This window comes from Halomonas sp. GFAJ-1 (genome assembly GCF_000236625.2).
Lineage (GTDB): Bacteria > Pseudomonadota > Gammaproteobacteria > Pseudomonadales > Halomonadaceae > Vreelandella.
The window spans coordinates 1-21,693 of record NZ_AHBC01000035.1 but is presented as its reverse complement, the minus strand read 5'-3'; the positions used below and the strand labels follow the sequence as shown (position 1 = coordinate 21,693).

Here is a 21,693-nt window from a genome sequence, read left to right as displayed (position 1 = left end):
CCCCTGCCATCTAAGATGGCAGGGGTTTTTTAGTGAGCGCTTATGGGTAGTTAGCCGCTATTCGTTCTCTTCATCGGCAGCTTCGGTCTTGCGCTTGCGCACTAGGCGGCCAAACAGCAGCCCCACTTCATAGAGCAGGTACATGGGGATTGCGAGAAGGCTCTGGGAAATAATATCGGGGGGCGTTAATAGCATCCCCACGACAAAGCAGCCCAACACAATATAGGGCCGTTTTTTGGAGAGACTTTCAACAGTGGTAGCGCCTGAAAGAATCAGCAAAAAGGTGGCAATGGGGATTTCAAAAGCGACACCAAACGCAAAAAATAGCTTCAGCACAAAGTTAAGGTACTGATTAATGTCGGTCATTACCGCGACATTTTCTGGACCTGTTTGGGTGAAGAACTCAAACAGCAGCGGAAACACCACGTAATAAGCAAATGCCGCGCCAGCGTAAAACAGCGCAACGCTAGACACCAAAATAGGAATCGCCAGCGCTTTTTCATTATCGTATAGCCCCGGCGCCACAAACGCCCACGCCTGGTGGAGCACAAAGGGGATAGCGATAAACACAGCGACCACTAAGGTCAGCTTAAAGGGGGCAAGGAAAGGAGAGGCTACCTCGGTAGCAATCATCTGTGACCCTTCAGGTAGCAGGGCCATTAATGGATCGGCAACAAAGGTATAAATATCATTAGCAAAGGCATAAAGACCGAGGAAGATCACCAGAATGACGACCACGGATTTTATGAGGCGCGTTCGCAGCTCTATTAGGTGCTCAATAAGCGGGGCTTGGCTTTGCTCGTTACGCGGCTCCTGTGAATCGCCAGACATGCTCATTGGTGATTGCTATCCTTTTTAACATCGGCCTTTTTAAGATCAGCCTTTTCAAGGTCGGCGGTGTGAAGATCCGTGCTATTAGCATCCTCGCGTACCGTTTGTAGGGCGTCGTCTAACCGGGCGCTGGCGCTGGCGACTCGCTGTTCAGTTTCATGCTGCGCGGCGGGCGTTGAGGTGTTGGCCGGGGATGAGTCGGCAATGCTCTCAACGTCCTGCTTCACTTTCGTTAAGCTGTCATCGAGCCTTTTTTGCTGCTCGTTAAGCTTTTGGCGCAGCTCTTCTGCTTCCAGCTGGGCGCTAATTTCACGCTGCATACCGGATACCGTTCGCTTGATCTTGCCAATCCACATACCCGCAGTACGCGCCGCTTTTGGCAAGCGCTCAGGACCGAGAACCAGCAGCGAGACGATGCCAATAAGCATGAGTTCAAGGAAGCCGATATCCAGCATGGGTTATTTGCGCTCTTGGTTGCTGTCTACAGGGCGGCTCTCTTCCGCTTGTGCCGCACGCTTCTCTTCGGCCTGCACATCGTAAGTGTTGCCAGCCTCTTCATGGCTTACCTTTGCCTGGGGCTGATCAGCGTCTTTTTTCTCGCCGTCTTTCTCTTCTTCGTGCATCGCTTTTTTGAAGCCTTTGACTGCACCACCTAGGTCGGTGCCCACATTACGCAGCTTTTTAGTGCCGAAAATCAGGATAATAATGCCCAGAACAATCAGCAGCTGCCAAATACTGATACCACCTAACATATGCATTTCCTCATCGGTGCAGGTTAACGTTGTGTGCGAGACGCTTTTTCGTCGTGACCAGAAATACCCAACCGCTTTGCTAGCTCATCGAGTACGCACTGGTGATCCAGGTCTAAGTGCGACAGCATCACCAGGCTATGAAACCACAGGTCGGCGGTTTCAGCGATCAACGCTTTACGTGCTTGCTCGCCACCGTGTTCGGCATCTTTTGCTGCGAGCAGCGTTTCAGTCGCTTCTTCGCCAACTTTTTCGAGTATCTTGTTCAAACCCTTATGATGCAAGGAGGCAACATAAGAATCTTCTGCTGACGCATGGCGGCGCTGCTTCAATACCTCGGCTAAAGCGTCCAATACGGGCGTTTGGTTAGCGGTTGTGCTCATGGTGTTCCTTGTTGAATCGGCAGGGCATTTTAGTCTCGCTGGCCGGCGGGTTTTACTGCCACAACAGCAGCAGTAGCCCTAGGCCAGCTGCGGCTAATACGGGCCACTCTTGGGTGGCAGCCCAGCTGCTAAGCGGTTGCCACGCTAAGGCAATTGCCACCAGAATCAAACCCACCCGTAGCCGGTACTGGCGTTTACCTTGGCGTGTTAACTGGCTGTGCATGTTACTCAGAGTGCTGACCTGTTGATGACGCTGGCGGTGCTCATGCTCCATACGGCTTAGCGCTTGGTGGGCTAATACCGGTAGCTCCGGCAGTTGGTGGGAAAGCTCTGGCGCTTGTCGCTTTAACGACTCCCAAAGGCCGCTTACGCCTGCACGGTCTTTCATCCACTGCTCAAGGTAGGGCTTTGCGGTGCTCCATAAATCCAGGTCAGGATAAAGCTGGCGGCCCAGCCCTTCGATGTTAAGCAGCGTTTTCTGCAGTAGCACCAGTTGGGGCTGAACTTCCATATTAAAACGTCGGGCGGTTTGGAACAGCCCCAAAAGCACCTGCCCAAACGAGATGTCCTTTAGCGGCTTCTCAAGAATAGGTTCGCAAACGGTACGAATGGCGGCGGCAAACTCATTGGCGCGAGTGTTTTCGCCCACCCAGCCGGACTCAATATGAAGGGCGGCGACTTCATAGTAATCCTGGTGAAAAAACGCCAGGAGATTTCGCGCCAGGTAGTCTTGGTCTTCCCGGGTTAAGCTGCCCACAATGCCGCAGTCGATGGCAATATATTGCGGATCCTCGGGGTTGTCACAGTTAACAAAAATATTGCCGGGGTGCATGTCAGCGTGGAAAAAATTATCGCGGAACACTTGGGTAAAAAATAGCTCTACGCCACGTTCGGCGAGTTTTTTTAGATTGGTACCTTGGGCTCTAAGTGTCTCTAGGTCGGCAACCGGTACGCCACGGATTCGCTCTTGCACCATGACATGCCGACGGGTGAAGGGCCAATAGATGGTAGGCACAAACAGCAGCGGCGAATCTTTAAAATTGCGCTTTAGCTGTGAGGTGTTGGCGGCTTCTTTGTAGAGGTCGAGTTCGTCAAACAGCGTGGCTTCATAGTCGCGGATGACTTCCACCGGGCGTAGGCGCTTGGCTTCGGGCACTTTAGCGAACAGCTTGGCGACCTGATACATCAGCGCCATATCCTGGCGCATAATACGGTCGATGCCGGGGCGGATAATTTTCACCACCACGTCTTCGCCGGTGTGTAGCGTGGCTGCGTGTACTTGCGCAATCGACGCGGAGGCCAGCGGCGCCCGATCAAATGCCGCAAACGCTTCGGTCAGCGACATATCCAGCGCTTTCTCCACCCTTGCTGCGGCCTTTTCGCCGGGGAAGGGAGGCACTTGGTCTTGAAGTCGCTTTAGCTCATCGGCGACGTCCTCGGGCAGCAGGTCCCGCCGCGTGGAGAGCATCTGGCCAAATTTAATAAAAATTGGCCCTAGTGCTTCAAGCGCCAGCCTTAACCGTTCGCCTCTAGAGCGCTGACCAACGGGCACTAAACGCAGTGGGGAGAACCACATCAGCGTGCGTAGCCACAGCGGCAGGCGTTCAATGGGAATCAAGGTGTCTAGGCGGTGGCGGGTAATTACCCAGACAATTTTGAACAGCCGCAGGCTCATGGGCGCTGCTCCTTGGTGTTTACGGGCGCGCTTGATGACGGCGGTGGCGCCAGCTGGCTTAGGCGGCGCTGAAGGCGATTAAGCCGCGCCTCCAGGCGGTCGGTAGCCACCTCAAGTTCGGTTAAATGGTCGCGTAGCACGCTGCGCTGCTGGCGGCCAGGCAATAGGCGGGCTTCTTCAAATACGTATTCCGACACATCTTGAAGTAGCTCGTCTTTGGCCCGTAGCCCCCAGCGGGCGGCGCGACGTATGCCTTCAGCCAGGGAGTGAGCCGGTAGGTCGCCTAGCCAACGGGCTAACTCACCTTCCCAGTCGATATCCAGGTCAAGCAGCAGGTCACGGGTAGCTTCTACCAAATGAATGCGGCCACGCACGGAGAGTTTGCCATCAAACATCAGCCGCTCGACAGAGGCGCCGCTAAGCCACTCTGAAAGGGTTTCCGGGGTAAGCTCGACAATGGCGTCTACGTCTGTCTCATCCAGCTCGTCACCCCGTAGCAGGTCGATACCGGCATGGTGGTAGTGAAGCACCAGCTGCAGATGAGGCTTTTCCAGCCTCACCAACAAACGGCTGCCCGCAAGTTGAGCCAGCCGGGTAGGGGCTGCCGGGTCACGGGCGAGGAGGGCGTTCAACGTGCGTTCACATCCGGCCAGCAGTAGGGTCGGGGTTACCAGCATGCTGACCTCTTGTTCAGTAACGTCATGGTTTACAGTGACTTCATAGTTTGATGCCACGGTGAAGGGCAACGATGCCGCCGGTCAGGTTGGTATATTCAACCCGTTCAAGGCCTGCGGTTTCCATCATCCCTTTCAGCGTTTCTTGGTCAGGGTGCATACGAATAGACTCCGCCAGATAGCGATAGCTTTCGCCATCGCCCGCCACTAGCTCACCCATTTTGGGCAGCAGACGGAAGGAGTACTCGTCGTAGGCTTTGGACAGTAGCGGGTTATCGGGCTTTGAAAATTCAAGCACCAACAGCCGGCCACCGGGTTTTAGCACCCGGGCCATGGAGCGCAGCGCGGCGTCTTTATCGGTAACGTTGCGTAGGCCGAAGGCGATAGTGATGCAGTCGAAGCTATTGTCGGGAAACGGCAGGCACTCGGCGTTAGCCTGAACGTACTCAACGTTGCCGCCTACGCCGTTATCCATCAGCTTGTCTCGGCCTACTTTCAACATGGACGCGTTGATGTCAGCAAGCACCACTTTGCCACTGGGGCCGACCAAGCGTGAAAACTTAAGCGTTAGATCACCGGTGCCGCCAGCAATGTCTAACACCTGGTGGCCAGGGCGAACGCCAGCGCGCTCAATGGTGAGTCGCTTCCAAACGCGGTGAATGCCCATGGACATGAGGTCATTCATAACGTCGTAGCGAGCAGCGACTGAGTGGAATACATCAGCTACCCGAGCGGCTTTCTCGTCAACGGGAACTTCTTGGTAACCGAAATGGGTAGTGCGTTTATCCGTGGGGCTCATGGGGCTGTAGCTCCCGAGTTCGAGGCGGTAATAATCGACCTGGAGGTCGTCGCATTAAAAAGGTTGGCGATATTGTAGCCTTCTCTGCCCCAATTTGTCTGTGCTTCACCTGGGGCGCAGCGTCACAGCTGTTTAAATTGAATGCTGGCTGGTTCCCGTGAGGCGCCTGCCTCTTCTAACCGTTGGAGATAGTTCTGCCAGTAGGCATCCTGGTGCTGGGCAAGATCAAACAGGTAGTTCCAGCTGTACAGGCCGCTATCATGTCCATCGTCAAAGTGTAGCTTCAACGCGTAATTACCCGCTTGGGTAATATTTTGTAGGCCGACATCTTTTTTGCCGACTTGAAGCACTGCCGTATCGCCGCCGTGGCCGCGCACCTCGGCAGAGGGAGAGTAAACCCGCAAAAACTCGACCGGCAGGCGGTAGCTGTCGCCGTTGGCGTAACCAAGTTCCAGCTCGCGGGCCTGCTTATGGTAGTGAACCCGGGTGGGGGTGGGAGCGTTCATGGATGACATTACCTCTTTACGGCGTCGGTGGTGGACATCATGACCGCTGCTTGGCCGTTGCGCACTTGCTCAAGCAGCGATGATGATGGCGCCTACCAGGCGTGCTCAGTTACGGATTACAAAATATAGCGCGACAGGTCTTCGTCCACCGCCAGTTCACCCAGTTGGGCGTTGACGTAATCAGCATCGATAACCAGGGGGCTATCCATATCACCGCCTTTAAACGAGGCTTCCTCCAGCAAGCGCTCTAGCACTGTGTGCAGGCGGCGAGCGCCGATGTTTTCGGTGCCTTCGTTGACCTGCCAGGAGATCTCGGCAATACGTTCGATACCGTCTGGCGTGAACTCGATATCCAGCCCTTCCGTCGCCAGTAGTGCCTGATACTGCTTGGTGAGAGAAGCGGATGGCTCGGTGAGAATCCGCTGGAAGTCGCCCGGTGTTAGGGCGTCTAACTCAACGCGAATCGGCAGACGGCCCTGCAGCTCAGGAATCAGGTCCGAGGGGCGCGACAGGTGGAAGGCGCCGGAGGCGATGAACAGTATGTGGTCGGTTTTCACCATGCCATACTTGGTGGATACGGTAGAGCCCTCAATCAGCGGCAGTAGGTCGCGCTGTACCCCTTCGCGGGAGACTTCGCCACCGCTGGACTGGCCGCTGCCTTTAGCGACCTTGTCGATCTCATCTAGGAACACAATGCCGTGCTGCTCAACAGCTTCAACAGCGCGGGCTTTGATCTCTTCTTCATTGACTAGCTTGCCCGCTTCTTCATCGCGCAGCAGCACCAGCGCTTCTTTCACCTTCACACGGCGCTGCTCGCGTTTTTGCTGGCCCATATTGGAGAAAAGGCTCTGCAGCTGGCTGGTCATCTCTTCCATTCCCGGCGGGGTCATGATGTCGATGCCCTGGCCCTGGGAGGAGACCTCAATATCGATCTCTTTGTCGTCAAGCTGGCCTTCGCGCAGCTTTTTACGGAAGACTTGACGCGTGCCGTTATCCTCGCGAGGCTTATCCTCTTGACCGCGGGGAGGCGGTAGAAGGGCGTCTAGCACGCGATCCTCCGCGGCGTCTTCGGCGCGGTGTCCCACTTCTTCTTTGGCGTGCTCGCGCACCATTTTAATGGCGGCTTCCATTAAGTCGCGGATTATCGATTCAACGTCGCGGCCGACGTAGCCCACTTCGGTAAATTTGGTGGCTTCAACTTTAATAAACGGTGCACGGGCGAGTTTGGCCAAGCGGCGGGCAATTTCGGTTTTACCTACGCCGGTGGGGCCAATCATCAATATGTTTTTTGGCGTGACTTCAGGGCGCAGGTCGTCATCGAGCTGCATGCGACGCCAGCGGTTACGCAGAGCAATGGCGACGGCGCGTTTAGCGTCTTGCTGACCAATAATATATTGATCCAGGGCGTGAACAATTTCGCGGGGTGTCATCTGGGTCATAAAGTTGGCCTCAACGGTCGTTGATGTTCAGCTCTTCAAGCGTCACGTGGTGATTGGTAAATACGCAGATGTCACCGGCGATTTGCAGGGATTTCTCGGTAATGTCGCGGGCGGAAAGCTCGGTGTTTTCGAGCAGCGCTCGGGCGCTGGCCTGGGCATAGTTACCGCCAGAGCCAATCGCAATAATGCCGCGCTCAGGTTCGACGACATCGCCGTTGCCGGTAATGATCAGCGAGGCGCTGTGGTCGGCGACGGCCAACAGTGCTTCAAGGCGGCGCAGTGCGCGGTCGGTGCGCCAATCTTTGGCAAGCTCAACGGCGGCTTTGGTGAGGTGGCCTTGGTACTTTTCTAACTGTGCTTCAAAACGCTCAAACAGGGTAAATGCATCAGCGGTGCCACCGGCAAAACCTGCCAGCACTTTGCCACGGTAGAGGCGGCGTACTTTACTAGCATTGCCTTTCATCACGGTATTACCCAGTGAGACCTGGCCGTCGCCTGCGAGGGCAACGTGGTTACCGCGGCGTACGGAAACAATCGTGGTCATGGAGATAACTCCTTGGGGGGAGGCGTGCTCCCGATGACTGATGGGCCGACTACAGCGGCCGCAAAAAAAGCGATTCCCAACAAAATGCGGGCGGCTGATAAAAAATCAACCGCCCGCACAATAAAGCCGGTAGATAAAGCGTGTTTGGGCCGTCTCTAGGTGATCGGCTTGCTAGTTTTGCAGCTGAATCAGCAGCGGCTCTATACCTTGGGTGCTCATAAGATCCTGGGCACGGTTCAGCTCCCGGGTATCTTCATAGGGGCCCACTTGAACGCGGTGCCATGTGTCGCCCCCGGCCTGCACTTCGCTAATTTGCGCAAGCAGGCTCAAGTTACGAAGGCGGCTGCGCAGCTGCTCGGCGTCGCTAAGCTCACGGAACGAAGCGGCCTGCAGTACGTAGCGATTGGGCGTGCTGGGGCTGGCGGGCGCTTGTTGGGTCGCGGTGATTTGTTCCTCCGGACGCATGTTGGCTGCAATGACCTGGGCAATCGGGTCGTCGCCAGGACTGCTATCCGCGGAGCTTTCGGCTGGCTGTTCGGCGACTTCTGGCCGGGTAACCGTAGAGGGCAGTGTGACGCCAGGCGCGATAACCTCGGTTTCAGGCAGCAGCGTATAGAACTCAAAGGTGGGCATTGAGGGTTCTGCCGCGCTCTCTGTTTGGCGCGCAGCGCTGCGTTCATCGCTACTGGATGGTTTGGGGAGCACGGTGGCCTGGGGCGTTGTCGTGCTCGGCTCTTGCCAAGGAGCGGTGCCGTGCTGGTGCTGCGCTAGGAAAAAACCAACGGCCACCCCTGCCAGCCCCCAAAGCCAGCCGGGAGCACGCCACCCACCGCCGGAGCGGTTAGTGGACTTGCGCTGCGAGGTGGCGCCGCGGCGGGTGGGCTTTTTGCGTGGGCTGGCCATAGCTTACATCTCCTCTGGGGCGCTAACCCCCATGAGATTAAGCCCGTTCCGCAGCACCTGCCGGGTGGCGAGGCCAAGCGCTAAGCGCGTATTGCGCAGGGTGTCGTCATCCACCATGACTTTGACCGCGTTGTAGCAGGTGTGGAAGTCGCCGGCTAAATCCAGCAAGTATTGGGCGACCTGCTGGGGTTCGCGGTTTTTGGCGGCGTTTTCAACCACTTCCGGGTAGCGAGCCAAACGGTTAAGTACGGCTTTTTCCTGGTCGCTATCCAGCAGCGCCAAGTTGGCCATGGCGAGGCCATGATCAAAGGGGTTGCCTGCATCCTCAGCTTTGCGCAGTATGCTGCATACCCGGGCGTGGGCGTATTGGATGTAGTACACCGGGTTGTCGTTTGATTGGGAGCGAGCCAAATCAATATCAAACGTCAGCTGCGAATCCGCCCGGCGAGCCGCCAGGAAGAACCGCGTCGCGTCGCGGCCTACTTCATCAATCAGGTCGCGCACCGTCACATAGCTACCGGCGCGTTTGGAGAGTTTTACCTCAACGCCTGAGCGGGTCACCATGACCATCTGGTGCAGCACGTAGTCGGGCCAGCCTTTAGGAATACCCACTTCCAGGGCCTGCAGGCCAGCGCGGACACGGGTCACGGTGGAGTGGTGGTCCGCGCCTTGCTCGTTAATCACGGTTTTAAAGCCGCGCTGCCACTTGTTGAGGTGGTAGGCCACATCGGGCAGGAAGTAGGTGTAACCGCCCTCGCGCTTGCGCATTACACGGTCTTTGTCATCGCCAAAGTCGGTGGTGCGCAGCCATAGGGCGCCATCTTCTTCATAAGTGTGGCCGTTGGCGACCAGCTTTTCGACGGTGGCGTCCACTTTGCCATCTTCATAAAGCGATGACTCCAAGAAGTAGACGTCAAACTCAACGCCAAAGGCTTTAAGGTCTAGATCCTGCTCCCGGCGCAGCCAGGCAACGGCGAAATCCTGAATAGCGCTCAGATCGTTAGCATCGCCTTTGGCGGTGACTTCACGGTCGTCGGCAGTCACTGTTTTGCCTGCCATGTAGTCGTTGGCAGCATCGATGATGTATTCACCACGGTAGCCGTCTTCCGGCCAGCTGGGGTCATCGGGCCCGAGCCCTTTCGCGCGTGCCTGTACGGAAAGCGCTAGGTTTTTGATCTGGGCGCCAGCGTCGTTGTAGTAAAATTCGCGGGTCACATCGTAGCCAGTGGCTTCTAATAGGCGGCATAGGCAGTCGCCAATGGCCGCCCCCCGGCCGTGGCCCACGTGCAGCGGGCCCGTGGGGTTGGCAGACACAAACTCCACCTGCACTTTTTCGCCTTTACCAATCAGGCTGCGGCCAAAGGCGTCGCCGCTATCCAGCGCTTGGGCAACGATTTGCGCCGCGGCATCAGCGGCGGCAAAAAAGTTAATGAACCCTGGGCCTGCAATCTCAGTTTTTTGAATCGCGTCGCTAGCGGGGAGAGCCGCCACCAGGACGTCGGCCAGCTCACGGGGTTTCATGCCCGCGGGTTTGGCCAGCATCAGCGCCAGGTTAGTGGCGTAGTCACCGTGGGCTTTATCTTTGGTGGGGTCGACCTTAATGGCTGGCTGTAAATCGTCGGGCAGCACGCCTTGGTGCTTAAGCGCGGTCACCGCGCCTTCGAGCAAATAAATAATCGTGTCTTTCATGTAAATATCCGGGTGTCGTCGATAGCGGCGTGTGCATGCGCGCAGTTTTGCGGCGTCAAAGCGGCCATTATCGGCAATTGGCGCGCAGTTTCAAAGCCGTATTACTGAGTAGGGTAGCGCAGACGGTACCGGGTGCAGCGCTGTTAAGCGAGGGTTTGCGGGTCAATATCGATCGACCAGCGCACTTTGCGCGCCTCGCGGTTGGCCTCAAGCCACTGAACTAACCAGTTGGCAGCGGCGTGCCGCTGGCTGCGTTTGTCTGCGGCCAACATTATATGAAGGTGGTAACGGTTTTGGCGCCGCTCCATGGGGGCGGGCACTGGGCCTAAACAGCGTACCGGCAGCGCTGCTTCCTTTAACCACTGGCGAAGTGCTTGGGCGGCCTGCTGTGCCAAGGCACGGGCCGCCTCTTCTTTAGGGCTCTCAAAGCGCAGTAGCGCCATAAAGCAGAACGGTGGCAGCTTAGCGATGCGGCGCTCTTCTAGCAGGCTGCGTGCCAATGCGCTGTAGCCGTGTTCGGCAAGTTGGCCCAAGTGCGGGTCATCCGGGTGCAGGGTTTGAACTAACACCCGCCCGGGGTGAGCGGCGCGGCCAGCGCGACCGGCAACCTGTTCCAGTAGTTGAGCGCTGTGCTCCAGAGCGCGGAAGTCAGCGGCGTAAAGGCCGCCATCCGCATTGACCACGACCACCAGGGTCACATGGGGCAGGTGGTGGCCTTTGGCGAGCATCTGGGTGCCCACTAACAGGCAAGGCTCTCCGCGCTGAATCTCTTTAAGTATTTGCTCAAAGCTCTCTTTTTTGCGCGTGCTGTCGCGATCAATGCGGTGAACGGTAACCTTAGGAAAAAGCCCTTGCAGGGTTTCTTCGGTACGCTCGGTGCCGCTGCCCAGCGCGCGCAGGTCGCCGCTGCCGCACTCTGGACAAGCGTCTGGCAGGGCGCGACGGCTATCGCAGTGGTGGCAGGCCAGCAGCGGTGGCTGACGATGCAGCGTCATACGGGCGTCGCACTGGCCGCATTCGGCCATCCAGCCGCAGCTATGGCAAGCAAGCGTGGGGGCAAAGCCGCGACGATTAATGAACACCAATACCTGCTTGCCCGCATTAAGGGTGCTCTTTATGGCTTTAATGGCGCCTGGCAGCAGCCCGCCCTGGCGGCGCTGGTGGCGTAGGTCGATAAGCTCAAGCTTGGCAGGCGGATGACGACTGGGGCGCTGGGTCAGTCGCAAATGGCGATACGTGCCGCAAAGCGCTTGCTGCAAGCTTTCAAAGGAGGGCGTGGCACTGCCCAGCAACAACGGAATGTTGTGGTAGTGCGCTCTTGCAACGGCTAGGTCGCGGGCGTGGTAGCGCAGCCCATCATGCTGTTTATAAGAACCATCATGCTCTTCATCGACAATAATGGCACCGGGGTTAGCAAGTGGGGTGAAAATTGCTGAGCGGGTGCCAATGATGACCAGCGCGCGGCCATTGGCAGCGGCTTCCCACACATCAAGGCGCTCATGGTCGGTCAGCCCGGAGTGCAGCGCCACCACGGGCACGCGAAAACGGCTTCTAAAGCGCGCCAGGGTTTGGGGCGTTAGGCCGATTTCGGGCACCAGCACCAGGGATTGCTTCCCCTTGGCGGCCAGCGCCTCAATGAGCTGTAGATAAATTTCGGTTTTGCCGCTGCCGGTAACCCCCTCCAGCAGGCAAGGGTGGTAGCTATCGAGTTTTTCATGTAGCACGGCCAGCGCCGTGGCCTGTTCGCGATTAAGTGGCAGAGAGGGAGAGGCCAGTAAGCTGCCAGTGGTAGGTTTGGAGGCGGTTAAAATCATCTCTTCGGCGCGGGTGAACCCTTTTTTTTGCAGTGCTAATAACTGGTCGCGGGTAAAGCCGTGGGCGCTGATAGCGCGCGCTGCCAAGCCGTGCGGATGCTGACGTAATAAGGCATAAAGCTCGGCTTGTTTGGGGGCACGCTGCAGGGGTGATGCATCAGGCGTTTCAATGGGTAGCCAAAGCGTTTGCGTTCGCCCTGCCATGGGATGCCCTTGGCGTAGCCTGGCGGGCATAGCCAATTGCATGGTGTCGCCCAGGCTGTGCTGGTAGTAACGAGCGGTAAAGTGGCACAGCCACTGCCAATCGCTTGGCAGTGGCGCGTCATCAAGTACGTCGCTAATAGCACGCAGCTGCGAGTGAGGCAGTTCGCTGCTGTTCGCCAGCGCTACGACAACGCCGACTACCTCCCGGTGGCCAAACGGTACGCGCACCCTAAGCCCCGGCTGCCAGCCCACTTTAGGTGTCTGGCGGGCGGGTAAATAGTCAAATAGACGCCGTAACGGCGACGGTAGGGCAACTTTAAGCACCTGGCAGGAGGCTTGAGTTGGCTTTTGTGAGCCTCCCAGGGAAGAAACGGAATCGGGCAATTGGCCTCCGGCGTTAAGTTTGCTAAAATGCGTGGCCGCTTCGAATCTGTCAGATCGAGCGACTAACCGGTTAGTAGTTTTTTCACACCCGTATGCGGTGCCTGGCAACGGATCAGGTGGCGGCATACAGCTCATGAGGCTCAAGATGAAACAAGGTATCCACCCGAATTACAACACGGTCACCGCTACTTGTTCTTGCGGTGCAAACTTCCAGGTTGGTTCTACCTCTGGTCAGGACTTCTCTCTGGACGTGTGCTCCAACTGCCACCCGTTCTATACCGGTAAGCAGAAGCAAGCGACCACTGGTGGCCGTGTAGAGCGCTTCAACAAGCGCTTTGGCGCTGCTGTTAAGCGCGGCTAATCCTAACGGATTTGCGCTTCGCAGGCACGTTATGTGCTTTGCGCAAAAACCCACGCTTCGGCGTGGGTTTTTTGTTGGGTGTCGAAATGATAATAGCGTGAAGATACCTCTTATAAGCAGTCTTAAAATGCTGCGCTGCATCAATAAGCAAACCTTTATGGCTGGTGGCTTGATGTATAAGTTGCAGCAAATGGCGGATAAAAGTTACGAACGTGAGTTAAAAATCGCTAAAACGGCCGTTTTTCTGTCAGGTTGACTATGCGCTTGAGACCCTTGGGTTTTTTCTATATTCTGAAGTGACTTAACTATTTTAGGCTAATTGGACCCTGACCATGACGGATGCAAACAAGCAAGCGGCTTTGGATTATCACGCTAAACCGATCCCCGGTAAGCTTTCTGTGGAGTTAACCAAGCCCACCGCGACTGCGCGGGATTTGGCGCTGGCCTACAGCCCGGGTGTTGCTGAGCCGGTGCGTGAAATTGCCCGCGATGCGGAAAATGCTTACCGTTATACCGGTAAAGGGAACCTCGTCGCTGTTATTTCCGACGGTACCGCGATTCTGGGTCTGGGTAATTTGGGGCCGCTCGCAAGTAAGCCGGTAATGGAAGGCAAAGGCGTACTGTTCAAGTGCTTTGCCGGCATTAACTCGGTGGATATCGAAGTTGACGCTGAGAGTCCGCAGGCGTTTATTGATACCGTTGCCCGTATTGCCGATACCTGGGGTGGCATTAACCTGGAAGATATTAAAGCGCCTGAGTGCTTTGAGATCGAAAAGGCCTTGATCGAGCGCTGTAACATTCCTGTTTTCCATGATGATCAGCACGGTACCGCGATTGTGACCGCGGCGGGCATGCTGAATGCTCTGGATATTGCGGGCAAATCGATTGAGAACGTGAGAATCGTCTGCATGGGCGCAGGTGCTGCCGCCATTGCCTGCATGCGGTTGTTGGTGTCTTGTGGCGCTAAAAAAGAAAACCTAGTAATGCTTGATCGTCGTGGAGTTATCCACACTCACCGCGACGGCATCAATGAGTATAAGGCGCAGTTTGCCCTCGATACCGATATGCGCACGCTAGACGATGCCATTGACGGTGCTGACGTGTTTATTGGTCTGTCTGGTCCTGGCCTGCTGTCCGCTGATCAGGTGAAGAAAATGGCCGCCGACCCGGTTATTTTTGCGTGCACCAATCCTGATCCGGAAATTCATCCAGACGTTGCCCGCGCAGCCCGCCCAGACGTGATTATGGCCACTGGCCGCTCAGACTACCCCAACCAAGTTAACAACGTGCTGGGTTTCCCGTTTATCTTCCGCGGTGCCTTGGATGTACGCGCTACGCGCATTAACGAAGCGATGAAGCTGGCCGCCGTGCACGCCCTGAAAGACCTGGCCCGTGAGCCGGTACCCCAGGAAGTGCTGGATGCCTACGAGCGTACTGAAATGAGCTTTGGTCGTGAGTACATTATTCCAACACCGGTGGATGTTCGCCTGCTAGCGCGTATTTCCTCTGCTGTCGCCCAGGCAGCCGTTGAATCCGGCGTGGCGCGTAAGCCTTACCCGGCTCACTACCCGCTGCAAACCATTAACGACGTTTACGGCAACTAAGTAACCGTAAGTCGCTGCTATACGCGTTAAGCCTACGCCCGCTAATCAGCGGGCGTAGTCGTTTTAGGGCATGTAAAAGGGACTGAGGTAAAAAGCTTTTAGCTATGCGGGTAGCGGGTTAGCCCTTCTTGGGCGGTAGACGCCACTAAGCGGCCATCGCGCTGGTAAATATGGCCGCGTGCCAAGCCGCGGGCGCCGCCTGCCCAGGGGGAGTCAATGACGTAAAGCAGCCATTCGTCCAGCCGTGTATCCTCATGCAGCCATAGCGCATGATCGAGGCTGGCGATGCGCAGTTTGGGGTCGGTGTATTTAATGCCGTGGGGGATTAACCCCGTGGTGAGCAGGTTAAAATCAGATGCATAGGAGAGCAGATGGCGGTGCAGTGCCGGGTCGTCAGGCAGCGTGCCACCTGCTAAACGAAACCACAGGCACTGGCCTGCAGGCGCGCCATTATCCGGATTTTCCGGTAAGTGTAAAAATTCAATGGGGTGGCCAGGAAAGCGGGCATGCTTAACATCACCGCTTTCAATCAGCGCCTCGGGAGTAGGTACTTTGGGCATTGCACGCTGGTGGCTGATGCCCTCTTCCTCGCTTTGAAACGAGGCGCTACAGAAGAAGATAGGCCGGCCTTTTTGAATCGCCGTCACCCGCCGCGTGGTGAAGCTGCCGCCATCGCGAATGGTATCAACTTGGTAGACAACCGGGCGATGGGGGTCGCCTGGGCGAAGAAAGTAGCCGTGCTGGGAGTGGGGGCGGCGTTCATCGGGTACGGTGCGGGCCGCCGCCGCTAGTGCTTGGCCTAATACTTGGCCACCGTAAAGCTGAGGGAAGCCCAAATCTTGGCTTTGGCCTCGGAATAGCGTCTCTTCGAGGGTCTCCAACTCTAGTAAACTTACCAGCGTATTCAGCGCATCATTCATGCTCAGTGTCCTTGGTGCTGTCTGTTGTGCCGCCGATGACCGAAAGCGTACCTAGTGCGGCTATCGAATTATTAAAACGATCGTTTTGCTACCTTAGCGGAGTTTGCCTTGATACGCAGCGATGAATTTTACATGCACCGGGCGCTTGACCAAGCGCATTTGGCCTATGCAGCAGGTGAGGTGCCGGTGGGCGCTGTGGTGGTGGACGCCCTGGGCGATATTATCGGGGTGGGTCGAAATGCGCCGGTGGCTAGCTGCGACCCCAGTAGCCATGCCGAAATTTGTGCTCTGCGTGAGGCAGGGCAGCAGCTGGGCAACTATCGTCTGGAAGGCTGTACGCTGTTTGTGACGCTAGAACCCTGCATGATGTGTGCAGGGGCCATGGTGCATGCACGCTTAAGCCGCTTGGTATACGGCGCGGCGGAGCCGCGTTCCGGCATGGTGGAATCGAAAGCCAACTTGCTGGCCCAGCCCTGGTTTAATCATCAAGTAGCGGTGACGCGCGGTGTTCTGGCAGCACCTGCTAAAAAGCTACTCAAGCGCTTTTTTATCGAGCAGCGAGCGTCCTCTGGTAATAAATAGGCGTTAAACATCTTCACGAGCATTAAGCGTGCCCCGCTCAATGCGATTGCGCCCGCGGTGTTTAGCATTGTAAAGCGCTTCGTCGGCGGCTTGCATCATACGCGCCATATCTGGATTTTCGGGAAGTGGTCGATATCAAACAGGACTAAGCTAGTGGGACGTATCGCTTGGGCAGTCTCCATCTGTTCCAGAAAATAGCGACGATTGGCAATGCCGGTTAATTCATCATGGCGCGCTAGCCACTCAATTTCTTGCTGTAGCTTGCTGTGTTTTTTGATCTCTTGTTGAAGCGCGGCGTTACTTTTTTGCATTGCGCTATGTTGCTGTCCTAAGCGCTGAAACGTTTAGAGCACGAGATAGAGTAAATAGGCAAGGATTAAGCCAATGACTAAGCTGATTGAGGGTAGTCGAGGTAATTGGCTAATCAGGTACTGGCGCCGTGGTTGATAAGAGAGGGTCAGTGACTTATCTAGTAAATAAATGGAGTAGTGGTATGCCCAGTGGCCTGGGTCGGTAGAGTCTCCATGTTCTGCCAACACATGAGTGTCGTTGTACCACTGTATGGCCCCTTGGTTTGCAGGCAACTGCGTAAACAGTTTCTCAGCAAATAAGGGCAGGCTGACAGCCATGGCTGCTGCGCCTAAGCGCACTCGATGGCGTAGCAGGAGTGCTAATGCGCTCAGTTGCAAAGCCAGGGTCATGAATAGCGGTGCTTGGAAGCGCTCAACGCTGCCAGGGTATATCCAAGCAGCCAGGGTTTCCCAGCGGGCCGTTGTTACCCAGTTTTCCGGTAGTAGGTAGCTGATAAGTCCCGGTAGCAAAACGCCAATCGTCCCAGAGCTGAGCAGGCTTGCAAATAGTCAGCGATCTTTTTGAGCGCATAGCAGGCCTAGCGCTAACAGCACGAGTGCTATTGAGCTAACGCTGGGTTGCATTACAACAAGCGTAATAGCAAAGCAGGCTGCAGTGACTGATAGCCAGCGCTCCGCTTGTGCAATGGGCATAGAGACTGCTTCCTCGTATCAATTAAGCGGCGGCACAAGCTCGAACAATAGCGGCGACTCATCGTTGATAGGCGTTTGCCCTAGTTGGAAAAACTGGAGCCGACTACGCTCAACATACTCAATCATTTCGTAATAGCGGCGTATGTTGCGCACATAGATGACCGGCTCGCCGCCACGGGCATAGCCGTGGCGGGTTTGGCTGTGCCACTCGCGCTGCTGGAGAAGCGGCAGCGCGGTGCGTACCTCTTGCCAGCTATCAGGGTCTCCGCCGAGGGTTTCTGCGATCCTGCGAGCGTCATAAAGATGCCCAAGCCCCACGTTGTAAGCCGCCATGGCCATATAGAGCCGGTCATCACCGGTAATGCTTTCCGGCAGCCGGTCTTTAATGCTGCGTAGGTAGCGTGCGCCGCCGTCGATACTTTGTGCTGGGTCCGTGCGGTCGGCAATGCCCATCTCGCTGGCTGTTGGGTTGGTAAGCATCATCAAACCACGCACCCCGGTAGGTGATACGGCATCAGGGTCCCAATGGGACTCCTGATAGCCCACGGCAGCCAGAAGTTTCCAATCAAAGCCTGTTTCCTGAGCTGCCTGTTTAAAAAGCTCGGTGTAGGAGGGCAGGCGCTCGTTTAAGTGCGCTAAGAAAGTGCGCGTTCCCACGTACTCAAGGTAGTCATCGTGGCCGAAGTAGCGGTTAACCAGCTGCTCCAGCGTGCCGTCCTCTTGGAGCGTTTGAAGAAATTGGTTGGCGGCTTCCAACAGCCCCAAGCCTCGACTGCTGGGCACTGCCCATGCCATTGACAGCGGCTCGTCGAGAAAAAATCCCCGTTCCACATTAGGAAAAAACAGCCGGTTAAGCCGGAACTGGTGGTCAAAAATGAGCGCCGCATCCAGCGTGCCGTTTTCAACTTGGGCAAGCAGTTCGGCAACTTCTATCTCATGAGACTCTTTCCAACTAAGTGCCGGGTAGTCGCTTTGTAGCGCCAACAGCGCTTGGCTGGTGCCTGCGCCGCTAAGCGTGCCAAGTTCAATGCCGACTAAATCCTCGGGGTGGGCAATTCCGTGTAGACCGCGTCGATACACCACCAGTGGCTGCATCTGAATAATGGGGCGGGTGTAGTGGATGCCTGGTGAGTCGGGCAGTAACGGCAGTCCCGCCGCGCCTAAATCGCCTTGCTCGCGCACCGCTGGCAGTACGCTTTCGGGATGATGGCTGGCGTTTAGATTTAAGCTGACGTCCAGGTGGTCAGCAAACCGCTGCATTAACTCGTACTCAAACCCGGTAGGGCCTTGGCGGCCCTCGTAATAGGTTGTTGGCGTATTACGGGTATGAATAGTAATAAAGTCTTTTGCCTGTATCTGGGTTAAATGCTCGCTTGGCGGCACCCAGGAAGGCGGGGTAATCATTACCAGTAAAACAGTGATAGCTAACGCCCTATAGGTGCTTAGGGAGGTAACAAAGTGTCGGTAGATCAGCGTTAGCATGGCGTCAGTTCAGCGTGAAACATGCTGTCACGATACCCAGCCTTTAAGAGGCTGTCACCTTGTTGATTTCGTGTGGCCGACGCTTTCCAGTATCATAGGCACTTATTGGTATCATAAAGAGGGGTCGCATTGCGGCCTGGTGATTTCCTGCTCGAACTCTTCCTGCTTTAGAGGCTCCCAGATATGCTCGAACTGCGAGGCGCACCCGCCCTTTCTGCCTTCCGCCATGAACGGCTGTTAACGGTGTTGCGTGAACGTGTTCCGGAGGTGGAGGCGCTATCCGCCCATTACGTCCACTTCATTGATCACCACGAAGAGCTCGATAACGCCACTCAAGAGCGTTTAGCTCAGCTGCTCGACTACGGTAGCCACGAAAGCCAAGACGCCCCGGAAAACGCCCAGCGTTTTCTGGTGGTGCCGCGCTTAGGCACTCAGTCTCCCTGGTCCTCTAAAGCAACCGATATCGCCCATAACTGTGGGCTGGGTCAAATTAGCCGCATTGAGCGAGGTATTGATTACCGAGTAGGGCTACGCGGAGACGTCAGCGCTGACACCCTGCAGGCAGTCGCCGCACTGCTACATGACCGCATGATAGAAACCGTGCTGGACGATGCCGCCGACGCCGCCAAACTGTTTGCCCATCACGCGCCAGCCCCCCTTGGCAGTGTGGATATTTTAGACGGTGGCCGCGACGCCTTAGCAACGGCTAACCGCGAGCTTGGCCTGGCCCTGGCAGAAGATGAAATTGACTACTTAGTGGCTGCGTTTGTTGAGCTTGGCCGCAACCCAAGCGATGTCGAGCTGATGATGTTTGCCCAGGCAAACTCTGAGCACTGCCGCCATAAAATCTTCAACGCGGACTGGGTAATTGATGGTGAAGCGCAGCCCTATTCGCTGTTTAAGATGATTAAGAATACCTTTGCGTCCTCGCCGGATAACGTGCTTTCCGCCTACAGCGACAACGCGGCGGTGATTAAGGGCAGCTACGGTGGACGCTTCTTCCCCACGCCGCTAACGGGTGCCGAGGGCGAGCGCGCTAGCTACGATGCTCACCAAGAGCCGATCCACATTCTGATGAAGGTGGAAACCCACAACCACCCCACGGCGATTGCGCCATTTCCAGGGGCAGCGACAGGCTCAGGTGGTGAAATTCGTGACGAAGGCGCCACCGGCATCGGCGGTAAGCCCAAAGCGGGTCTCTCGGGCTTTACGGTTTCTAACCTGCGTATTCCCGAATTCGTGCAGCCTTGGGAAGCCTTTGATTACGGCAAGCCCGAGCGTATGCAGTCGGCGTTGCAAATTATGCTGGATGGCCCGATCGGTGGCGCAGCGTTTAATAACGAGTTTGGCCGCCCCAACCTAACCGGCTACTTCCGCACCTACGAGCAGGATACGCTGAGTGAAGGTGGCATTGAGCGCAGGGGGTTCCACAAGCCGATCATGCTGGCGGGTGGCTACGGTAATATTCGCGCGCAGCACGTGCAAAAGGGCGAAATTCCCGTTGGCGGTAAGCTGATTGTCATGGGTGGCCCTGCCATGCTGATTGGTTTGGGCGGCGGTGCGGCGTCCAGCATGGCATCAGGTGTTTCAAGTGCCGATTTGGACTTTGCCTCGGTTCAGCGGGAAAACCCGGAGATCGAGCGTCGCGCTCAAGAGGTCATCGACCGCTGTTGGGCGTTAGGTCTTCAAAACCCCATTCGCTTTATTCACGACGTAGGTGCAGGGGGGCTTTCCAACGCGCTGCCAGAACTCGTCAAAGATGGTAACCGCGGCGGTCTGTTTGACCTGCGCGCGGTGCCCAACGCTGAACCCGGCATGAGCCCGCTGGAAATTTGGTGTAACGAAGCCCAGGAGCGCTATGTACTGGCGGTGGCGCCGGAAGATTTAGCTACTTTCGATGCGCTGTGTAAGCGCGAGCGCTGCCCCTACGCGGTAGTGGGCGAGGCTCTTGAGCATCATCACCTAGAAGTGCGCGACGGTCATTTTGACACCAAACCCGTCGATCTACCGATGAGCGTGCTGTTTGGCAAAGCCCCCAAGATGACCCGCACATTTGAGCGTCAAACGCCTGAGCTTTCCGGTGTGATGCTCGACAACCTGGACCTACGTGAGGCGCTGGACCGGGTGCTGCGTTTGCCTGCGGTGGCCTCTAAAAGCTTCTTGATCACCATTGGCGACCGCTCCATTACCGGCCAAGTGGCCCGTGACCAGATGGTTGGCCCGTGGCAGGTGCCGGTGGCTGATGTTGCTGTTACTACCGCAAGCTTTGACACCCATGCCGGTGAAGCGATGGCCATGGGCGAGCGCCCACCGGTCGCGCTGATTAACCCCGCCGCCAGCGCCCGTTTGGCCGTTGCCGAAGCGATTACCAACTTAGCCGCCGCGCCCATTGCCAAGCTATCCGATATTAAGCTCTCGGCTAACTGGATGAGCGCCGCGGACCACCCTGGCGAAAACCAAGCGCTATTTGAAGCGGTGCATGCAGTGGGTATGGAACTCTGCCCAGCACTAGGCATTGCTATACCCGTGGGCAAGGACTCCATGTCCATGCGCACCGCTTGGCAGGACGATGCTGACGAGAAGAGCATCACTTCACCGCTCTCCCTGGTGGTGACGGGGTTTGCGCCGGTGACTGATGCGCTTGCCACGCTGACCCCGCAAATCAATGTGGAGCAAGAAGAGTCTGACTTGATCCTGATTGACCTGGGGAATGGCCAAAACCGCTTGGGCGGCTCGGCGCTGGCGCAGGTGTATGGCCAAGTAGGCAACGAATGCCCCGATGTGGACGACCCCGAAGACCTAAAAGCGTTTTTCGAGGTAATCCAGGGCCTCAACCGCGACGGTAAGCTGTTGGCCTATCATGATCGCAGCGATGGCGGCCTACTGGTCACGTTGCTGGAAATGGCCTTTGCTGCCCATGCGGGCCTTGAAATTAAATTGGACTGGCTGATCGACGAGCCGGTGGAAGCCTTTAACGCGCTGTTCTCGGAAGAGCTAGGCGCGGTGATTCAGGTGAACCGGGCAGACACTGAAGAAGTGCTGACCCAGTTTGCCATCGCGGGTATTGAGACCTGCGGCGTTATTGCCCGCCCCCGCTACGACGACCAAGTACGGGTCACGCTGTTTGAAGAACCGTTATTAGAAAC

The 21,693-nt window shown here is 56.5% G+C and carries 21 protein-coding genes; 4 read left to right on the top strand and 17 right to left on the bottom strand.

The window, feature by feature from the left end; genetic code table 11:
• Window positions 1-57: 57 nt before the first annotated feature.
• The 13 genes from tatC to MOY_RS09535 all read right to left on the bottom strand — a co-directional run bounded on the left by tatC (window position 58) and on the right by MOY_RS09535 (window position 12,720).
• Complete coding sequence (tatC, locus tag MOY_RS09595) at window positions 58-837, bottom strand: twin-arginine translocase subunit TatC (protein ID WP_009099107.1); 780 nt, start codon at window positions 835-837, stop codon at window positions 58-60.
• Window positions 834-1,286, bottom strand: coding sequence for a Sec-independent protein translocase protein TatB (gene tatB, locus MOY_RS09590; RefSeq protein WP_009099105.1), 453 nt, complete (start codon window positions 1,284-1,286; stop codon window positions 834-836). Before tatB ends, tatC begins: the two co-directional genes overlap by 4 nt.
• Window positions 1,287-1,289: 3 nt before the next feature.
• Window positions 1,290-1,583 carry a Sec-independent protein translocase subunit TatA gene (tatA, locus tag MOY_RS09585; protein ID WP_009099102.1) on the bottom strand — a complete coding sequence of 98 codons (294 nt, stop codon included), beginning with the start codon at window positions 1,581-1,583 and terminating at the stop codon, window positions 1,290-1,292.
• Between the two features lie 23 nt (window positions 1,584-1,606).
• Complete coding sequence (locus MOY_RS09580; RefSeq protein ID WP_009099100.1) at window positions 1,607-1,963, bottom strand: phosphoribosyl-ATP diphosphatase; 357 nt, start codon at window positions 1,961-1,963, stop codon at window positions 1,607-1,609.
• A 52-nt stretch (window positions 1,964-2,015) separates the two neighbouring features.
• Entirely contained in the window at window positions 2,016-3,638 is a 1,623-nt protein-coding gene (gene ubiB, locus MOY_RS09575) for a ubiquinone biosynthesis regulatory protein kinase UbiB (protein WP_009099098.1), read from the bottom strand.
• Window positions 3,635-4,315, bottom strand: a complete 681-nt coding sequence (locus MOY_RS09570; RefSeq protein WP_009099096.1) for a ubiquinone biosynthesis accessory factor UbiJ — start codon at window positions 4,313-4,315, stop codon at window positions 3,635-3,637. The genes ubiB and MOY_RS09570 overlap by 4 nt, the downstream gene beginning before the upstream one ends.
• A 40-nt stretch (window positions 4,316-4,355) precedes the next feature.
• Window positions 4,356-5,111, bottom strand: a complete 756-nt coding sequence (gene ubiE, locus MOY_RS09565; RefSeq protein ID WP_009099094.1) for a bifunctional demethylmenaquinone methyltransferase/2-methoxy-6-polyprenyl-1,4-benzoquinol methylase UbiE — start codon at window positions 5,109-5,111, stop codon at window positions 4,356-4,358.
• 122 nt (window positions 5,112-5,233) lie between these two features.
• Entirely contained in the window at window positions 5,234-5,617 is a 384-nt protein-coding gene (locus MOY_RS09560; protein ID WP_009099092.1) for a gamma-butyrobetaine hydroxylase-like domain-containing protein, read from the bottom strand.
• Between the two features lie 116 nt (window positions 5,618-5,733).
• The gene (hslU, locus tag MOY_RS09555) at window positions 5,734-7,056 is read right to left on the bottom strand and encodes an ATP-dependent protease ATPase subunit HslU (RefSeq protein WP_009099090.1); all 1,323 of its coding nucleotides are present in this window, start codon (window positions 7,054-7,056) and stop codon (window positions 5,734-5,736) included.
• Window positions 7,057-7,066: 10 nt separating this feature from the next.
• Window positions 7,067-7,600: an ATP-dependent protease subunit HslV gene (hslV, locus tag MOY_RS09550; protein WP_009099088.1), complete on the bottom strand. Its 534-nt coding sequence runs from the start codon at window positions 7,598-7,600 to the stop codon at window positions 7,067-7,069.
• 171 nt (window positions 7,601-7,771) lie between these two features.
• The gene (locus MOY_RS09545) at window positions 7,772-8,503 is read right to left on the bottom strand and encodes an SPOR domain-containing protein (protein WP_009099086.1); all 732 of its coding nucleotides are present in this window, start codon (window positions 8,501-8,503) and stop codon (window positions 7,772-7,774) included.
• Between the two features lie 3 nt (window positions 8,504-8,506).
• Window positions 8,507-10,192: an arginine--tRNA ligase gene (argS, locus tag MOY_RS09540; RefSeq protein WP_009099084.1), complete on the bottom strand. Its 1,686-nt coding sequence runs from the start codon at window positions 10,190-10,192 to the stop codon at window positions 8,507-8,509.
• Between the two features lie 143 nt (window positions 10,193-10,335).
• A complete protein-coding gene (locus MOY_RS09535) occupies window positions 10,336-12,720 on the bottom strand; it encodes a primosomal protein N' (protein WP_009099082.1) in 2,385 nt (794 codons plus the stop codon).
• Between the two features lie 19 nt (window positions 12,721-12,739).
• Between MOY_RS09535 and rpmE the strand changes: the two genes are divergently transcribed.
• Both rpmE and MOY_RS09525 read left to right on the top strand, forming a co-directional pair.
• The gene (rpmE, locus tag MOY_RS09530; RefSeq protein ID WP_009099080.1) at window positions 12,740-12,955 is read left to right on the top strand and encodes a 50S ribosomal protein L31; all 216 of its coding nucleotides are present in this window, start codon (window positions 12,740-12,742) and stop codon (window positions 12,953-12,955) included.
• 332 nt (window positions 12,956-13,287) lie between these two features.
• Window positions 13,288-14,559, top strand: a complete 1,272-nt coding sequence (locus tag MOY_RS09525; RefSeq protein WP_009099078.1) for a malic enzyme-like NAD(P)-binding protein — start codon at window positions 13,288-13,290, stop codon at window positions 14,557-14,559.
• A 98-nt stretch (window positions 14,560-14,657) separates the two neighbouring features.
• On the opposite strand, the gene MOY_RS09520 is transcribed toward MOY_RS09525, so the two are convergent.
• The gene (locus MOY_RS09520; protein WP_009099076.1) at window positions 14,658-15,479 is read right to left on the bottom strand and encodes an acyl-CoA thioesterase; all 822 of its coding nucleotides are present in this window, start codon (window positions 15,477-15,479) and stop codon (window positions 14,658-14,660) included.
• A gap of 111 nt (window positions 15,480-15,590) precedes the next feature.
• On the opposite strand from MOY_RS09520, the gene tadA reads away from it, so the two are divergent.
• Entirely contained in the window at window positions 15,591-16,061 is a 471-nt protein-coding gene (gene tadA, locus MOY_RS09515; RefSeq protein WP_210403930.1) for a tRNA adenosine(34) deaminase TadA, read from the top strand.
• Between the two features lie 95 nt (window positions 16,062-16,156).
• On the opposite strand, the gene MOY_RS09510 is transcribed toward tadA, so the two are convergent.
• The 3 genes from MOY_RS09510 to mltF all read right to left on the bottom strand — a co-directional run bounded on the left by MOY_RS09510 (window position 16,157) and on the right by mltF (window position 18,547).
• Window positions 16,157-16,372: a GGDEF domain-containing protein gene (locus MOY_RS09510; protein ID WP_009099070.1), complete on the bottom strand. Its 216-nt coding sequence runs from the start codon at window positions 16,370-16,372 to the stop codon at window positions 16,157-16,159.
• A 33-nt stretch (window positions 16,373-16,405) separates the two neighbouring features.
• On the bottom strand, window positions 16,406-16,882 hold the full coding sequence (locus MOY_RS09505; protein ID WP_009099067.1) for a hypothetical protein: 477 nt from the start codon (window positions 16,880-16,882) through the stop codon (window positions 16,406-16,408).
• Window positions 16,883-17,083: 201 nt separating this feature from the next.
• Window positions 17,084-18,547: a membrane-bound lytic murein transglycosylase MltF gene (gene mltF / locus MOY_RS09500; protein WP_009099065.1), complete on the bottom strand. Its 1,464-nt coding sequence runs from the start codon at window positions 18,545-18,547 to the stop codon at window positions 17,084-17,086.
• A gap of 183 nt (window positions 18,548-18,730) precedes the next feature.
• Here mltF and purL point away from each other — a divergent pair.
• Window positions 18,731-21,693 (top strand): phosphoribosylformylglycinamidine synthase (gene purL, locus MOY_RS09495; protein ID WP_009099063.1); only part of this gene is annotated, 2,963 nt, incomplete at its 3' end.

What these genes read in the sequence shown, in the direction of transcription:
- hslU (WP_009099090.1), bottom strand. Translation starts at nt 7,056, where the DNA reads ATGACCCAGATGACACCCCGCGAAATTGTTCACGCCCTGGATCAATAT.
- MOY_RS09580 (WP_009099100.1), bottom strand. Translation starts at nt 1,963, where the DNA reads ATGAGCACAACCGCTAACCAAACGCCCGTATTGGACGCTTTAGCCGAG.
- argS (WP_009099084.1), bottom strand. Translation starts at nt 10,192, where the DNA reads ATGAAAGACACGATTATTTATTTGCTCGAAGGCGCGGTGACCGCGCTT.
- MOY_RS09535 (WP_009099082.1), bottom strand. Translation starts at nt 12,720, where the DNA reads ATGCCGCCACCTGATCCGTTGCCAGGCACCGCATACGGGTGTGAAAAA.
- MOY_RS09560 (WP_009099092.1), bottom strand. Translation starts at nt 5,617, where the DNA reads ATGAACGCTCCCACCCCCACCCGGGTTCACTACCATAAGCAGGCCCGC.
- ubiB (WP_009099098.1), bottom strand. Translation starts at nt 3,638, where the DNA reads ATGAGCCTGCGGCTGTTCAAAATTGTCTGGGTAATTACCCGCCACCGC.
- mltF (WP_009099065.1), bottom strand. Translation starts at nt 18,547, where the DNA reads ATGCTAACGCTGATCTACCGACACTTTGTTACCTCCCTAAGCACCTAT.
- MOY_RS09510 (WP_009099070.1), bottom strand. Translation starts at nt 16,372, where the DNA reads ATGCAAAAAAGTAACGCCGCGCTTCAACAAGAGATCAAAAAACACAGC.
- tatA (WP_009099102.1), bottom strand. Translation starts at nt 1,583, where the DNA reads ATGTTAGGTGGTATCAGTATTTGGCAGCTGCTGATTGTTCTGGGCATT.
- MOY_RS09525 (WP_009099078.1), top strand. Translation starts at nt 13,288, where the DNA reads ATGACGGATGCAAACAAGCAAGCGGCTTTGGATTATCACGCTAAACCG.
- MOY_RS09520 (WP_009099076.1), bottom strand. Translation starts at nt 15,479, where the DNA reads ATGAATGATGCGCTGAATACGCTGGTAAGTTTACTAGAGTTGGAGACC.
- MOY_RS09545 (WP_009099086.1), bottom strand. Translation starts at nt 8,503, where the DNA reads ATGGCCAGCCCACGCAAAAAGCCCACCCGCCGCGGCGCCACCTCGCAG.
- tatB (WP_009099105.1), bottom strand. Translation starts at nt 1,286, where the DNA reads ATGCTGGATATCGGCTTCCTTGAACTCATGCTTATTGGCATCGTCTCG.
- hslV (WP_009099088.1), bottom strand. Translation starts at nt 7,600, where the DNA reads ATGACCACGATTGTTTCCGTACGCCGCGGTAACCACGTTGCCCTCGCA.
- tatC (WP_009099107.1), bottom strand. Translation starts at nt 837, where the DNA reads ATGAGCATGTCTGGCGATTCACAGGAGCCGCGTAACGAGCAAAGCCAA.
- MOY_RS09570 (WP_009099096.1), bottom strand. Translation starts at nt 4,315, where the DNA reads ATGCTGGTAACCCCGACCCTACTGCTGGCCGGATGTGAACGCACGTTG.
- rpmE (WP_009099080.1), top strand. Translation starts at nt 12,740, where the DNA reads ATGAAACAAGGTATCCACCCGAATTACAACACGGTCACCGCTACTTGT.
- ubiE (WP_009099094.1), bottom strand. Translation starts at nt 5,111, where the DNA reads ATGAGCCCCACGGATAAACGCACTACCCATTTCGGTTACCAAGAAGTT.